The organism is Pseudomonas trivialis, assembly GCF_001439805.1.
Classification (GTDB): Bacteria; Pseudomonadota; Gammaproteobacteria; order Pseudomonadales; family Pseudomonadaceae; genus Aquipseudomonas; species Aquipseudomonas trivialis.
The window spans coordinates 243,279-260,094 of the sequence record NZ_JYLK01000003.1; the positions used below are offsets into that span (position 1 = coordinate 243,279).

Genomic DNA, 16,816 nt, shown 5'->3' on the forward strand with positions numbered 1-16,816 from the left:
GTTTCTGCCCTGTAAGGATACTGCCTTGAACATTTCCCACCTGCGCCGCTCGTTGTTGGCGCTGTCCGTCGCGGCGACCACTGCCACGGTTCATGCCGCCTCCGCCCCCGACCTCAACTACGATCTGAGCACAGGGGCATACAGCAGCTCCGGTGATGTTTTCAATAACGCCACCTTCAGCGGGACCTCGCAAAATGCAGGTGTAGTGCTGATCGACTTGACCCTGGCGGGCAACCTGGTCAACCAGGGCAACATCAACCTGACGCCTGCGCCCGCCGCCTACTTCCCGTCCGGTATCACCATGGCGCTCAATTCCAATGTCGGTGGCGACCTGGTAAATAATGGCGACATTACGGTGAGCGGCAACGACGTCGTCGGGCTGGACCTGTATCTGGCAAAGATCGCGGGTGAAGTGAACAACAACGGCAACATCACGGTGGCTGGCGTACAAGCCGAAGGCATGTTGATCACCTCGACCCAAGCGCGCGTCAATAACTCGGGCACTATCATCGCGCGTGGCACTGACGCCATGGGTATCGACATCGAGAAAGCCCGCTTTACCGGTCAGATGGCAGGCGCGCCCTTCCAGAGTGATATCAACAACAGCGGGACTATCTCCGCTGACGGGATCGGTATCCGCCTTCGCAGTCTCGACACCTCCGGCGGTTTCGACACCCTCTCCATCAGGCAGACAGGCGGCCTGATCGAAGGCGGCACGGCAGCCATTCTGGCGGACGACAATGCCTCCCCTTCGTACTTCTACTGGCAAGGTGGTCAGGTCAAGGGTGACCTGCTGGGCCTGAGTGGTGTGCTGGTACAAGGGGACGCGATGTTCGATGGCTCGACCATCCGCGCCGGTTTCGTCGATATCGACGGTGGCCGCCTGACGCTGCTTCGCCCGCAGACCACGATTGTGGGCGACCTCGACATGGACAGCGACACTGCGCGCCTGCGTCTGCTGCTGGATAACACCACACTGCCCAACACGCCGATCCTGAAAGTCACTGGCAATACCTTCTTCTCTCCAGGCAGCCAGATCGAACTGCAGGCTCGCTCCGACGACTTCCGCACGTCGGCCCAGGGCACACGCTACACCCTCATCAACTCTGGCACTTGGGAAGAGCCGCAGAACCTGTCCGTGGTGTCCTCCTCGGCGCTGCTTGAGGTGAAGAACTTCGGCATTGAAGGCCAGGACGTGAAAGCACTGGTTGCCACTCGCAGTGATGAGGTGATCACGCAAGACCTGCTGGGTGCCCGTGGTTCGCGCAACGCGGTGAACGCCATCAAGCCGTTCAAAAATACGGTGCTGGGGCTGATGGACGAAAGCGACCCGGTATTCCAGCGTTTCGCCAACGCCGCCACCCGTGAAGACCTGGCCAAACTTGCCGAAACCCTGACCCCGGACGTCAGCCGTGGGGTGATCAACGCCGCCTCCAACAGCCAGAACCTGGTCGCCAGTGCCATCAACCGCCGCGCCAGCAAAGCGCGCAGCGGTCTTTCTTCCGGAGACGTTCTGGCAGAACAAGGCGTTTGGATGCAGGCCCTGTCCAGCGACGCCAATCAGGACAGCCGCCACGGTATCGACGGCTACGACGCCAACACCAAGGGCATCGCCGTGGGTGCCGACGGCAAACTCAACACCGACACCACCGTTGGCCTGGCTTACAGCTACCTGACCAGCGACGTCAAATCCGACCTGGGCAACAAAACCGACGTGAGCGGCCATGCACTGACCCTGTACGGCAACTGGGCCCGTGACAACTTCTTTGTCGACACCTCGCTGATGTACGGCTGGAACGACAACGAGTCCAAACGCTACATCGCCGGTACCCGCGCCAAGGCCGATTACGACAGTGAGATCTTCGGCGTCAACGCACTGGCCGGCTACACCTTCCAGCTCGACAAGCAGTGGCTGCTGGAACCACAGGTCGGTGCGCGCTATGCCAATGTATCGATTGATTCGTACCGTGAAAAAGGCAGCTCAGCCGCCCTCAACGTCGGCAAACAGCGTTATGAAATCGGCGAAATGGGCCTGGGCGCTCGCCTCGCGGCCGCTTTTGACGTAGGTGCGGGTAGCCTGGAACCGGAAGCCAAGCTGATGGCCTGGCACGATTTCATCGGCGACAAGGCCGGTACCACCTCCACCTTCGTGCTCGGCGGCACTCCGTTCACCACCACAGGCGCAACACCGGCGCGCGACAGCTACGAGCTGGGACTGGGCGCGAACTACCGCGTGGGCGCGTGGAGCGTGGGAGGGATGTACAACTACCTGACCAGCAGTGGTTTTAATGCGGACACGTTCACTGCGAACGTGCGTTATGACTTCTGATTAGCGTCCTGGTCTGAAACGACAAAGCCCGCTGATGCGGGCTTTGTTGTTTTGAAGCTGAGGGTAATGCGCTATCTGTTTTTTAGTTATAAAACAGGTGGGTGCGTATTAGCCTTACTCCCACTCGAACATAAACAACCATAAAAATTCTTTAAAAGTCATATTTTTATTTTAATTTTTTCAGCTGATACCACGAAAAATGCCATTAACGAAAAGCTGTTTTCGCACGCACTGCATTACTCATGCGGTTCGGTCATCGGTTAGGAGCAAAAACTTGCGTCACATATTTTTCCGTTATTCGAGTTGATTGGTGACCATCTCTACGCCGCCGCCCCATTCAGCCAGGACTTCGGCACCGCATGCGGAGCAGGCTTTAGTCAGCTCGGGCGATGATTAAGGCAGATGCAAGTTGGCCATACACGGTGCAGCTATACACGCAGAGAACAAGCGGATTAGTGCTGGACGACATGGCTGACTTTTCCCGAATTACTGCGCGGCCAGCCGCACGTCCAGACCCGACTCGTCATCGAGATCGAGATCGAGTTTGCGCAATGCTTCAAGCACTGCCTCGGAATGGTCGCGGGCCTGAACACCTTCAAACCGTTTGCCTTCCTGGTACGCCTCCCAACGTTTCATCGTATTGCCTCTTCTTTCCTCTTTTAGTTCAAATAGCCCTTGCTGGAGCCCAAGCCTGACGTCATGTAGGAAAACTTCCTGCAACACCGTAAACAGCGGCATAAGATCTACCGGGACATTTCACCTGCGAGACCATAAGACCGTGCGCCGCATCAACAGGGCAAATGCCTCGTGCGCTACGAGCCCCTAAGATCAGCACAACCCCGCTAATGAGGCGCGACCATTCCTGGATCTGCTCGATCCAGGTATTAATATCTAGCAAACTATCTGATTCGCTTGCCTCAGCACTCGCAATATGCGTGAAGATCGTCACATTCCTGAGCGTTTTCCTGAGCGTTGTTATCGCAGCCTTGCCCGTCACTGAACTTTCGGGCTAAGCCTCCATCAGAGCGTATGATTGAATGTAGGAAATTTCGTTTTCTGCTCGTCGAAACCTTTACATTTTTCTATTTTCTTCAGTGCCACTGCCGTTCCAGGCGGTTCACTTATTGTGCCTCTGATTCTGATCACAAGGATGTGAAATGCCTGCGGACTCACGCTGCCCACTGCACAAGCTTGGCCCCTCTCGATATGTCGTGGGGCTGGCCCGCTTGTCGTCGATGAATGCAAGACACCTCGCGCTGACGGCGCTGGCAGTGTGGACACTCTTTACGACCGCCACCGCTCAGGCTGCCGGGCCTGAAGAGGAATTACTGCGTCAGCAGGAGCGTGAACGCGCGCTGCGTGATCAATTGGAATCGCGGCCCGATGTGCGTCTTCAGGCACCTGCGCTCGACGAAGGCGGCTCTCGTCTTCCCGTAAAAGAAGCGCCCTGCTTCGCCATTAAAGACATCCGCCTGATTGGCGACGCATCCGAGAAGTTTCAATGGGCGCTGAAGGCCGCCAACCCCGAGGAAGACTCCGCAGTGGGGCGTTGCCTGGGTGGCGCGGGCATCAACATGACGATGAAGCGCATGCAGAATGCGATCATCCAGGCGGGATTTGTCACCACCCGCGTGCTTGCCGAAGCGCAGGACCTCAACAGCGGAATTCTGGTGCTGACAATCGTGCCGGGGCGCATCCGCGAAATCCGCTTTGCCGAAGGCACCAGCCGTCGCGCAACCCTATGGAATGCGATGCCTGCCAACCCCGGCGACCTGCTTAACCTGCGCGATATCGAACAGGCGCTGGAAAACTTCAAGCGCGTGCCCACTGCCGACGCCGACATTCAGATCACACCCACCCTGGCGGCTGATGCCAAGCCCGGCGAAAGCGATGTGGTGATCAAATGGAGCCAGCAGTTTCCGGCCCGCGTGAGCCTGTCCGTCGACAACTCGGGCAGCAAATCCACAGGCAAGTATCAGGGCAATGTGTCGCTGTCGCTGGACAACCTGCTATCGCTCAACGATTTGTTCTACGCCAGCTTCAACCACGACCTGGGCGGCGGCGAGTCCGGCCGACACGGCTCCAATGGCAATACGCTCCACTACTCGCTGCCGATGGGTTACTGGCAACTGGCGTTCACCACCAGCGAGTATAACTACGAGCAGTCGGTCGCCGGCGCCACCCAAACGTACCAGTATCGAGGCGAAAGCCGTACCAACGATCTGCGCCTGTCTCGCCTGCTTTACCGCGATGCCGTGCGCAAGACCACGGCGTGGGGTGGCCTGTGGACACGGTCTTCTGAAAACTTCATCGACGACACCGAGATCGGCAACCAGGATCGGCGCATGGCGGGCTGGCAGCTCGGCCTGGATCACCGGGAATTTATCGGCACCTCTATTCTGGACCTTGGCGTCGCCTACCGTCGCGGCACCGGCGCACATGACTCGCTGCCGGCCCCCGAAGAAGCCTCTGGTGCAGGCACATCCCGCTCGCAGATCATCACCGCCGACGCCCAGCTGCAAGTGCCATTCGCCCTCAGCGACCAGCGCCTGCGCTATATCGGCAGTTGGCGGTCGCAATGGAACCGCACATCTTTGGTGCCGCAAGACCGCTTCTCGATTGGCGGACGCTACAGCGTGCGCGGGTTTGACGGCGAAAACATTCTTTCTGCCGATCGCGGCTGGACACTGCGCAACGAAGTCGGCCTGGCGCTGGGGCAAACCGGCCAGGAGCTTTACACCGGTGTCGACTACGGCGAAGTCAGCGGTCAGGCCAGTAAGTTCCTGATTGGTAAACGACTGGCGGGGGCTGTGGTGGGTGTGCGTGGTGGTTACAAGGGCCTGTCTTATGACTGGTCGGTAGGCACGCCGCTCAAGAAGCCCGATGGCTTCAAGACCGCCAACGTGACCAGCGACTTTACCGTCATCTGGTCGTTCTGAGGGGTAATGCCATGCGTTTTGAAACCCTGGACATCACGGCACCCGGCCTGATCGACGAGCCTTGGAACGAGGCGGCAGTGCTGGGCTCGGTCACTTGGTTGTGGATGCATTCCAGCGCTCACCGTGATGCGCCACTGCACAGCTTACCGACACTTCTGCTGCCGGCGCTCAAGCATCGCCAATTCGTGCTGGGCAGCGAGCACGGCAAGCCGGTGTGCTACCTCTCTTGGCTTAACGTCGATGAAGCAGCGGAACAGCGCTATTTGCAGCAATCACCGTTGACATTGAGCGACGCGGACTGGAATTGCGGCGAGCGTCTCTGGCTCAACGACTGGGTCGCGCCGTTTGGCCATACAGCCACCTTTACCCGAATCCTCCAGCGCCACCTGTTCGCCAACCGATGCGGTCGCGCGCTGTATCACCGGGGCGACGAGCGAGGCCTGCAAATCAAGACATTCCAGGGCATCGGTGTGATCCCTGAACAGGCCAGAGCCTGGTTTGCAGCTCACCCGGTTGCCACAGCACCGTAACTTCAACTTTTGTATCGCGGGCCGGCTCCGCAAATGGAATTGCTATGAACAAGCACCTGTACCGAATTGTTTTCAACAAGGCACGCGGGCTGTTGATGGTGGTGGCGGAGAACGTCACCAGCCAGGTCAAGGCGCCGGGCACTCGCGTCAGCCTCACCACCGCCTCCGCGGGCTGCACGGCAACGCTCGGGCCGATGCGTTTTGCATTGATGATCGCGCTCGGGCTGGTGTCCTGGAGCGCTGTACCGGCGTGGGCGGCGGGCACGATTGTGGCCGATCCTGCCGCCGCAGCCGGCCAGCGTCCGACGGTGATTCAAAGCGCCAACGGCACGCCGCAGGTGAATATTCAAGCGCCCAGCGCGGCCGGGGTTTCGCGTAACACCTACAATCAGTTCGATGTCGACCCGCGCGGCGTCATCCTCAACAACAGCGGCGCCAACACCCAAACGCAACTGGGTGGCTGGATCGAAGGCAACGCAGCGATGGCCAAAGGCAGCGCGCGGGTCATCCTCAATGAGGTCAACGCCAGCAACCCCAGCCAGTTACGCGGCTATGTCGAAGTCGCCGGGCAACGCGCCCAGGTGGTCATCGCCAACCCGGCCGGCATTACCTGCGACGGTTGCGGCTTCATCAACGCCAACCGTGCGACCCTGAGCACCGGTCAGGTGCAGCTGGAGAACGGCAGCATCAGCGGCTACACCGTGAACGGCGGCACCCTGAACATTCAGGGCAAGGGCCTTGATAGCCGCGACGCCGATTACACCGACCTGATTGCCCGTACCGTGCAGGTCAATGCGGGTATCTGGGCCAATGACCTTAAGGTCACTGCCGGACGCAATCAGGTCAACGCCGATAACACCCAGGCCAAACCTCAGGCCGGCGCCGACGGCGACAAGCCAGCCGTCGGCATCGACGTGGCGCAATTGGGCGGAATGTACGCCGGGAAGATCGTGCTGGTGGGGACCGAATCGGGTGTCGGCATGCGCAATGCCGGGCAAATTGGCGCCATGGCGGGTGAAGTGGTCGTCAGCGCAGACGGCAAACTGCACAACATGGGCACAATCAGCGGCACCACGGCCACCCGTATCACTGCCACAAGCGTTGACAATAGCGGCTCGCTTTACGCCAAGGGCGATTTGAACCTCACCAGCTCCGGGGATATCGACAACAGCGGCACGATTGCCAGCCAGAATCAAACAACCCTCAGCGCCAAATCGATTCGTAGCACCCAGGGCTCAAGCCTGGCGGCGGGCGCAGGCGTGGACGGCAAACTGGGCAGCAGCGGCAACCTTGCGGTGCGCGCCACCCACGTCAAAGCGCAGGGTCAAAACCTGGCGGCAGGCGATGTCAGCATCCAGGCCGATGATCTGGACCTCAGCGGCAGCCAGACTCAAGGCCGCAATGTCACCCTGACCGCCAACAACGGCGATAGCAATCTCAGTGGCAGCCGCGTGGATGCCAGCCAGACCCTCGCGGCCAACGCGACAAAAACCCTGCGCACAGACAGCGCCAGCGTCAACGCCGACAACCTGCAACTGAACGCCGGTGATCTGTCCAACGTCGGCGGCGAGCTGGTGCAGACCGGCGTCGCCGACACATCGATAAACGCCACCGTGAGCCTCGACAACCGTAGCGGACGAATTGCCTCAAACGCGACCAATACCCGGATCAGCGCCGGTCGCATCGACAACGGCAGCGGCAGCATCGAACACGCAGGCAAGGGTTCGCTGGGCATTCAGGCCAACCAACTCGGCAGTACCAAAGGCAGCATTGCCAGTAATGGCAGCGTGTCGATCAAGGCTGACGACGTGGTGCTGGATGAAGGTCTGGCCCAGGGCCAACAGCTCACGCTCCAGGCCCGCACCCTGTCCAATCAATACGGGCGCATTCTGCAAACGGGGCTGGAGCCTTTACAGATCAATGTCAGCGAGCAATTCAACAATCAGAACGGCCAGGTCAGCAGCCCTGGCGCTGTGGCGATCGACGTTGGCACGCTGAATAATCAGAACGGCAAAGTTGTTGCAACCGACGGCGGCCTGCTGACGGTGACCGCCAGTGATTTGATCGACAACAGCGGCGGAACGCTGGCTGCCAGCGGCGGCGCTGAACTGAGCGGCGCGCGCCTGGAAAATGCTCAGGGCACCCTCAGCGCCGGCAGCACGCTGCAAGCCCGCTTCGGTCAACTGAACAATATCGGCGGCACGCTCGCCTCGACCCAGGGCATGGCGATCATCGCCGGACAATTCAACAACACCCATGGCGTGCTGGGTTCGGTGCAGTCCGGGCTGTCGGTGAACGTGACCGATGGCGCACTGAACAACGACGCAGGGCGTCTCGAAGCCCAGGGCGACATCGCCGTGGCGGCGCAAGGTGTGAACAACCACAGCGGTGTGATCAGTGGCCTGGCACTGGACCTCAACAGCAACGGCAATCTGTTTGACAACAGCGATGGCACGCTCGACGCACGCGCCACGCTCGACTTGCGCAGCGGCGAATTGCGTAACGCGGCGGGCTTGATTCAGTCTGCAGGCAAACTGTTTATCGACACCGGAAATCAGGCCCTCAATAACCTCGACTCCGGCACCACCAAAGGCATCAGCGGTCAGGATGCCGTGGAAATCCGCAGCGCCAGCGTCAATAACAGCACTGGCTTTTTGAGTACCAAGGGCAATCTGTTGCTCACCGCCAGCGACGTGGTCAACACCAACGGCGGCCAAATCATTGGCGAGAAAACCGTACACGTCGACGGCGCACGCCTGGATAACCGTGGCGGCCAGTTGCAAAGCCTCGGCGACGTCGAGCTGGCACTGGGTCAGGCCCTCATCAATCAGGGTGGGCTGGTCCGCAGTGCAGGCGCGTTGAACCTGAGCACCGATGTGCTCGACAACAGCGCCACCCAGGGCACCAACCTAGGCCTTGAAGGCCGCAGCATGAACCTGGCGGTCAACACCTTCAACAACCAGACCGGTGCCGTGCACACTGATGAAGGCCTGCTGCTGGGCGTGAGCCAAACGCTGAATAACCAGAGCGGGCTGATCTCTTCGACCGGTGACCTGACCATCCACGACCGCGATACCGCGCAGCGTCGCCAATCGGTGAATAACCTCGACGGCACGCTGATTGCGGGCAAGCTGCTGTCGCTCAACGCCGCGTATTACAGCGGCACGGGCCGGGCGCTGAGCCTGGGTGACATCAACTTCAGGTTGCAGAGCGGCCTTGATTTGAGCGGGCAGATTCAGGCCAACAACAACGTTGATCTGAGCACCGCCGGGGCGCTCAACAACACCGGGCGTTTGCTGGCGGGCAAGTCCCTGCTAGTCAGCGCGCAGACGCTCGACAACAGCGCCAACGCCGAAATCAGCGCGGGCCAGGTTCGTCTGAACGTCGCTGACACCCTGACCAACCGCGGGCTGATCGACGGCCAGCAAGTCCGCGTGCAGGCGGCGACGCTGAATAACCTCGGCACCGCGCGCCTGTATGGCGACCAACTGGCGATAGCCACCTCGACGTTGAACAACCTCGATGAAAATGGCACCGCAGCAACGATAGCAGCCCGTGAATCACTGAATATCGGCACCGCGACCCTGAATAACCGCGAGCAATCGCTGGTCTTCAGTGCTGGCGACCTCGCCATTGGCGGGACCTTGAGCGCGCTCGATACCGCTGAGGGTCGCGCTCAATTACTGACCAATGCCAGCGCGACCCTCGAAGCGCTTGGCGATCTGTCTTTGAACGTACAAAGCGTGCGCAACACCAACGAACATTTCAGCACGCGCGATGTTGAGGTCAGTCGAACGCCCGAGCAGGAGTTTCAACTCACCGGCTCGACCAACCGCTACCAAGCCAACGAGATCTCCCTACGTCACGATGAGGTGAATTACCTGGTCACCCCCGAGGGCCAGCGCGACAACTGGAACCGCTACGACTACACCCGCGTCGTCAACGAAACCCAGATCGCCACCTCGGCCCCGGCGCAGATCCTGTCTGGCGGGACAATGCAGATCAGCGCCGGCGACGTGCTCAACGACAAGAGCCGCATCATCGCCGGCGGACTATTGCAGGCAGACGTCACCAGCCTGACCAACACCGAAGTGTCGGGCCAGCGCACCACCGTCGACAGCGGCAGCGTCACCAACTTCTACCGCATCCAGCGCAAGGGCCGCGACCGGCAAGGCGCGAACACCGCAGCCTATACCCCTGCCCCGCTCATTCAGGATATCTCCCTGCAACCTACCGTCTTCGCGCAGAACACAGCGGTCAGCGGCACGGGCACCCAGATCAGCGCACGCGGTACTCAGGCCGTCGGTCAGCAGATCGCTTCCACCGGTACGGTCAGCGCTCCGGCCGCCCGTACCTTTCAAGTAGCTCCGATCGTTCAGGTCGCAGCGCAGACCACCCAGAACGCACAAGGCGTGGCCGAGCAAATTCGCACCGGGGGCCCGTCCCTGGAATTGCCGAATAACAGCCTGTTCACCACCCATCCGCAGACCACCAGCAATTACCTGGTCGAAACAGATCCGCGTTTCGCCAGCTATCGCACCTGGCTGTCGTCGGATTACATGCTGGAGCGCTTGCAAGTCGACCCTGCCTTGACCCAGCAGCGCCTCGGCGATGGCTTCTATGAGCAGAAACTGATTCGCGAACAGGTCGCGCAACTGACGGGGCGACGCTTTCTCGACGGCTACGCCAACGACGAAGCGCAATACCGGGCGCTGATCGACAATGCCGTCACCCTTGCCAATCAATGGCAACTGGTGCCGGGCATTGAGCTGTCCCCCGAGCAGATGGCGCAACTGACCAGCGATATCGTCTGGCTGGTACAAAAAAAGGTCACCCTCGCCAACGGCGAAACCCGCAACGTGCTGGTGCCACAGGTCTACGTGCGGGTGCAGGAAAGCGACCTCAACGGCTCCGGCTCACTGATCGCCGGGCAACGTCTGAACCTGAATATTGCAGGCGATCTGGTCAACAGCGGCAGCCTGGCCGGGCGCAGCGTGATGGCGATTACCGCGCAGAACATCGAAAACCTCGGCGGACGCATCCAGGCCGACAAGGTCTCCCTGACGGCACGGGACAACCTCGACAACCTCGGCGGCCTGATCGGCGCCACCGATACCCTGGCGATCAATGCAGGGCAAAACGTCAACGTTGTGTCCAACAGCCGTGACAGCAGCAGCACCCAGGGTACGCGCACCAATCTCTCGCGGGTGGCCGGGCTGTTTGTCAGCGGTGCTGGCGGCACCATGGACGTCAACGCGGGCAAAGACCTCAACCTGACCGGCGCTCAGGTGGTCAACGCAGGCGCCGGCGGCAGTACCTCGCTGCAAGCAGGCAACAACATTAACCTGACCACCGTTGGCGAAGCCCATCAGCAATCGGTTAACTGGAACGGCAGCAACTGGCGCAAAGACGCCAGCCAGACCGAAGTCGGCTCAACCATTCAAGGCCAAGGCGATGTGCGCCTCAGTGCCGGGCAGGACCTCAATGCCCGAGGCGCAAGCGTCACCAGTCAGCAAGGTGCAATCATCGCCGACGCCGGGCGCGACGTGAACCTGACCGCAGCGCAAAACACCCAGTTCGCCGATGAAGCGCACAAATTCAAAGGCAGCAACGGCCTGTTCTCCAGCAAGACCACCACCACACGCGACACCGTCAACCAGACCCAGGCGCAGGGCTCGACGCTGAGTGCCGAGAAAACCTATGTGCAGGCCGGTCGCGACATCAACGTCAGCGGCAGCAACGTGGTGTCCACCAACCAGACCGTCCTGGCGGCTGACAACAACATCAATATCGAAGCCGCGACGGAAAGCAGCAGCGAACGTCACGACAAGTCAGTCAAGAAAAGCGGCCTGTTCAGCGGCGGCGGCATCGCGGTCACGCTCGGCACCCAGCAGCAAACGGTCAAGGACCTCACCACCAGCCAGACCGCAGCGGCGAGTACCGTGGGGTCAACCAAGGGCGATGTGCTAATGGAAGCGGGCAAAGGCTACCGCCAGGTGGGCAGCCAGGTGAGCGCGCCCGAAGGCAGCGTCGATATCACCGGGCAAACCATCGATGTCGTCGAAGCCCGCAACACAAGCAAGCGCGAACGTGAAACCCTGTTCAAACAGACCGGGTTCACTCTGACGGTGACTAACCCTGTCATCAGTGCAATCCAGACCACCCAGCAGATGAAGCAGGCATCGGAGAAAACCGATGACGGGCGCATGAAGGCGCTGGCAGCGGCCACGGTCCTGCTGGCCGGTAATAACGCCGCCACGGCGGTGGCAATGGACCCTGGCGCGGCAGGCGGTATCAACATCAGCCTGTCGCTGGGCACCAAGAAGAACGAAAGCAAAACCACGCAGATCAGTGAAAGTGCCGCCGGATCGAGCATTACCGCCGGCAACGATGTGCGTCTGCGCGCTACTGGCGCTGGCGCAGCCAGTGACATCACCGTACAAGGCAGCCAGATCAAGGCCGGGCGTAATGTCAGCCTGCTGGCGGACGGCGACATCAACCTGCTCGCCGCCAACAACACCAGCCAGCAAAACACCGACAGCAAAGGCAGCAGCGCCAGCATCGGTATCGGCCTCTCGCTGGGCGGTAGCAGAAACGGCTTTACCCTGGACCTGGGTGCCACCGGAAACCGAGGCCAGGCCGACGGCGACGAGCTGACCCATACCAATACCAAAGTGGAGGCTGGCAACCAGTTGCTGCTGTCATCCGGCGGCGACACGCAGCTTAAGGGGGCGGTGGCCAGTGGCAAAAAAGTCATCGCCGACGTCGGCGGCGATCTTAATATCGAAAGCCTGCAAGACACCAACACGTACAAAGTCGATGAAAAGAGCCTGGGCATCGGCATCAGTCTTTGTATTCCACCGTTCTGCTACGGCATGAGCTCGATAAGCGGTGCCAGCGCAAACTTTGGCGCAACCAACATCGACTCCAACTATGCCAGCGTCACCGAGCAGTCAGGCATCAAGGCTGGCGATGACGGTTTCGACATCAACGTGCGGGGCAACACCGATTTGGTCGGCGCCGTGATCGCCAGCAGTGACAAGGCCGTGCAGGACGGCAAAAACAGCCTGGTCACATCCAGCCTCACCAGCCGCGACATCAAGAACAAGGCGGATTACGACGCCAATACCGTCAGCCTGGGCGGCGGCTACAACGAAGTCGGCAAGGACCAGAAGGGCAACGCGCAGACTGGCGGCAAGGTTAACCCGGGCACCGACCTGGCCAAAAACGAGAACAACATCGGCGCCAATATGCCGATCGCCATCAGCGCCAGCGACAAGGCAAGCAGCGTGACACGCAGCGGCATCAGTGGCGGTGCCGTCGTCATTACCGACGACGCCGAGCAGCAGAAACGCACCGGCCAGACCGCTGAACAAACCGTCGCCAGCCTCAACCGTGATGTGTCCAGTGATCGCGATGGTAGCAACTCGCTCAAACCGATCTTCGACGAAGATGAAATCCGCGCCGGTTTTGAGATCGTCAGCGCATTCTCCAACGAAGCCAGTACCTTCCTTGCGAACAAAGCCAGGGAAGCGGACCTCAAACGCAAACAGGCAAAAGAGCTGCAGTCAAAAGCAGACAATCGTGACACGCCAATGAGTGACGCTGCGCGCCTGCAACTGCAGCTCCAGGCGCGGGAGTACTCGGCACAGGCCAACGCGATCTCCGAAAACTGGGGCGCAGGCGGCACCTATCGCCAGATCACCACCGCCCTGATCGGTGCTGCAGGCGGCAATATCAGCGCGGGCAACGCTGCCTTCGTGCAAGGCCTGGTGGTCAATTATGTGCAGCAACGGGGTGCCGGCTACATCGGCGACCTGGTGGCCAAAGGCGAGCTCACCGAAGGCTCGCCACTGCACGCGGCACTGCACGGCATCGTCGCCTGCGCCGGTGCCGCCGCCAGCAGTCAAAGTTGCGGCAGCGGCGCGGCAGGCGCGGCGGCATCAAGCCTGCTCACCGGCCTGTTCTCACAAACCAGCCCCGACGAAAGCGAAGAACAACGCGAAGCCAAGCGCAACCTGATCGTCAGCCTGGTGACCGGCCTGGCAGCGACCAGCGCCTCCATCGACCCGACCACCGCCAATACCGCGGCGGGTGCGGCGGTGGATAACAACTGGCTGGCGACTCAGCAGATCGTGCAGTTCAAGAAGGAATACGACGAAGCAAAAGGCCTGATTGCCGCCGGCAAAGTCGTTGCCAAATGGTCGTACATCAGCGGCAGGCAGGATGTTCTGACCCAGTTCGGCATCGGCAAGGGGTTGGCCCAGTCAGGCTGGAATGACGTCACGGGCCTCGCCGAATTTGTTGCGCACCCCATCGAAGGGCTTACCGGCCTTGGTCAACTGATTAATAACCCGGAGGCCAGAAAGCAGTTTGGCGACAGCGTCGTCAACGAACTCAACGTCAAGATAGAAACGATCAAGACCGCGCTGGAAGTCGGCGGCGATGAAAACGCCGAAGCATTGGGCAAGGCCATCGGCGAAATCGCCTGGCAGGTCGGCAGCATTGCAACGGGGGTGGGCGGGGCTGCGAAAGGTGGCGTGGCGCTGGCCAAGGCAGGGATCAAGGTTGGAGCGCAGCAGCTTGAAAAGATGGTAGTAGACGGCGTCAAGCTGGCCAAGATCGAAGCCTCCAAGACGAGTAACGCCTTGCCACATCGGCCTGTGGCCGATGCGCCAGAGACTACACCTACGCGCACTCCCGACGAGCTCGCGGGTAATAATAAACCCACGACAGACGCTCCCAATACAAATGAGAAACCTGAAACACCGCCAAATCCGGATAAGGCCGTGCCGGCAATGGACGAGTTTACGGTAAAGGCGTTCAATCCTTTCAGTAGCGACAAGTTCAAGGCGATGACGCCAGAGCAGCAGAAAAGCTTCCTCAAGGAATACAATAAACAGCTCCTAGCGCAGCAGAATGCTATCAACCGTATGACGGTGGAGGAGTTCAAGACTGCTCGGGATGCCTACGATAAGCTCGGACGCAATCCAGATGCCGCAGCCGCACAACAGAAATTCGGCAAGGACTTCGAAAATGAAGTCAGAGACAGTATCACTGAGTCATTAATGACCAAGGGTACTGACTTCAAGACCGCCTCTGCGCAAGCGGCCGTCAGAGCCAGAGAGATTCGTTCTGAGCTGGCGGCGCTGCACGATCCTGATATGGTCGCAGGTGGTTGGTTCAGTCACGAACCTGTCAGAATGGGCGATTCACTAATCAACTCGTCAATCGGAGGCAGCTGGCCGAGCCGCTTGAAAGCGTTGGATGAGGCAGTGTCTTCGGCCATCGCCAATGGTTCAGGGCAGGCGAAGATGAATGTCAGACTGGAGTTACTAAGAGGGCGTGGAAATTGAGAGACGAATTTTTTCAATCATTGATCGATAATCTAGGCGAACCAAACTCGCGACGAGAAGTGCCCAAGTCAAGTATCGACAAGTATCGCTCAATATTACCCAAGGCCCTGCTTGGTTATTGGCAGAGTGAAGGTTGGTGCTCTTATGCTGATGGGCTGTTCTGGATTGTAGATCCGGAGCCATACAAGGCGACGCTCGATATGTGGCTGCAGGGCAGTGGCTTGGCAGAAGTCGACAACTATAATGTGATCGCCAGGGATGCATTTGGTTCGTTGTATGCATGGGGTGAGCGTTACCAGCGCAAAATTACAATATCAAGTCTAGCGGGCGGTATTGTTGCGCTGAAGAACCAATTGAGTAAGCCCAACCCGGTCCCGGATAGAACGCTGGGTATATTCCTTGGTTCTACCAGTCGAGAAAGTCTCGACTTCGAGGACAATCAAGGCAAGCCGCTGTTCCAGCGCGCACTGGCAAAGCTTGGGCCGGTTGGCGCAGATGAGATGTACGCGTTCGAGCCCGCCCTTTGCATTGGAGGAAAGGCTGACCTGGAGCATATGAAAAAAGTGGATATTCATGTTCACCTGATGATTCTTGATCAATTACGACGTTGAATAAGATTAAATAAATAAAATAACTATTCCGTTCGCAATAGGATCAATTGTGGAATTAACGACCTCCCATCATTGGCCTAAAGGAATAGGGAGCGTGATGGGCAATTGGCTTGGGCAGGGCGTACTCATTAAAGGAACAGCTGAATGATTCGCGCACCACTCGGCCATGCCAGCTATTGGGATAAGGTCGTTAACGACAGCGACAGCTATATCGCGAAGTCTCAAAAGCTTCTCTTGGCGCCAACCGCTGACCCCGATTACGCCCCCCAGTATGCGTTTGAAATCGGACAGGACCATTTGCACCAAATTTTGCGCAGATATTCCGCCGGAGATCCAATAACTCACTTGGCCCACTACTTCCCCGGTCTGCTAGCAGCATGGGAACAGGCGGAACACCTCGGCACCACCGTGTGGACTACGGAGCAGCAATTCACCCGGCACCACTGGCGCGTCAACTACGACCACTACATCATTTGCTTCTGGTTGGTCGGCTTGGCACTCGCACTCGATATTCCAGACGAGCAATGGCATCGCTTGCTGGCCTTGATCGGCAATGATGGCGAAGACGTACTTCTTGATCGGATCATTGCCAGCCGCAGTCCAGACCGCAAGATAGGAACCGTGCTTCTATATCCCAAGCCGTATGGTCGTTTGTTGAAGGCCGTGGATGCACCCGCAGACTCTCAGCCGCTGCTGCTCAACGCCTTTGTCGAGCACTGGTATCTGGAAGTGCGCACTGGCGCGAAATCCGGATCAGACCCGCAAGCGGTCAGCTATCGGCATCCTTATTGGTATACCTATGGCGACCAGAACTTTGAAGGCGGGGCTTATTTTGGTCGTTGGTGTGTAGAAGCCGTGGCTGCCGTGAAGGCGTTTGGAATGGATGACTCGCCATGTCTAGGTCAAGAGCATTATCCGGGAGACCTTTTGAGACCTGATGGCCCTGGCACTCACCCGGCAAGAGAGACAACAGAGCCACATCCACCGTTGGCTTCAGCAAAGAAAGCCGGCTTTTGGGCCCGAATTTTCACCCGGTCCAGTGATAGATAAG

7 protein-coding genes are annotated in these 16,816 nt (G+C 59.4%); 6 read left to right on the forward strand and 1 reads right to left on the reverse strand.

What is annotated here, in order from left to right:
* Window positions 1-25: 25 nt before the first annotated feature.
* Complete coding sequence (locus tag TU79_RS06630) at window positions 26-2,329, forward strand: autotransporter family protein (RefSeq protein ID WP_057007261.1); 2,304 nt, start codon at window positions 26-28, stop codon at window positions 2,327-2,329.
* Window positions 2,330-2,815: 486 nt separating this feature from the next.
* Here the strand turns inward: TU79_RS06630 and TU79_RS06635 are convergent, their stop codons facing one another.
* Complete coding sequence (locus TU79_RS06635; RefSeq protein WP_057007262.1) at window positions 2,816-3,067, reverse strand: hypothetical protein; 252 nt, start codon at window positions 3,065-3,067, stop codon at window positions 2,816-2,818.
* A gap of 497 nt (window positions 3,068-3,564) precedes the next feature.
* Between TU79_RS06635 and TU79_RS06640 the strand changes: the two genes are divergently transcribed.
* From TU79_RS06640 to TU79_RS06660, 5 genes are all read left to right on the forward strand, one after another.
* Window positions 3,565-5,268 (forward strand): ShlB/FhaC/HecB family hemolysin secretion/activation protein, encoded by a 1,704-nt coding sequence (locus tag TU79_RS06640; protein ID WP_057007263.1) that lies wholly within the window; start codon window positions 3,565-3,567, stop codon window positions 5,266-5,268.
* 11 nt (window positions 5,269-5,279) lie between these two features.
* Window positions 5,280-5,798: a toxin-activating lysine-acyltransferase gene (locus TU79_RS06645; RefSeq protein WP_017139694.1), complete on the forward strand. Its 519-nt coding sequence runs from the start codon at window positions 5,280-5,282 to the stop codon at window positions 5,796-5,798.
* A gap of 44 nt (window positions 5,799-5,842) precedes the next feature.
* A complete protein-coding gene (locus TU79_RS06650) occupies window positions 5,843-15,154 on the forward strand; it encodes a hemagglutinin repeat-containing protein (protein ID WP_057007264.1) in 9,312 nt (3,103 codons plus the stop codon).
* Window positions 15,151-15,765 (forward strand): GAD-like domain-containing protein, encoded by a 615-nt coding sequence (locus TU79_RS06655; RefSeq protein ID WP_032871508.1) that lies wholly within the window; start codon window positions 15,151-15,153, stop codon window positions 15,763-15,765. The genes TU79_RS06650 and TU79_RS06655 overlap by 4 nt, the downstream gene beginning before the upstream one ends.
* A gap of 144 nt (window positions 15,766-15,909) precedes the next feature.
* On the forward strand, window positions 15,910-16,815 hold the full coding sequence (locus TU79_RS06660; protein WP_003238098.1) for a PoNe immunity protein domain-containing protein: 906 nt from the start codon (window positions 15,910-15,912) through the stop codon (window positions 16,813-16,815).
* Window position 16,816: the final 1 nt, after the last annotated feature.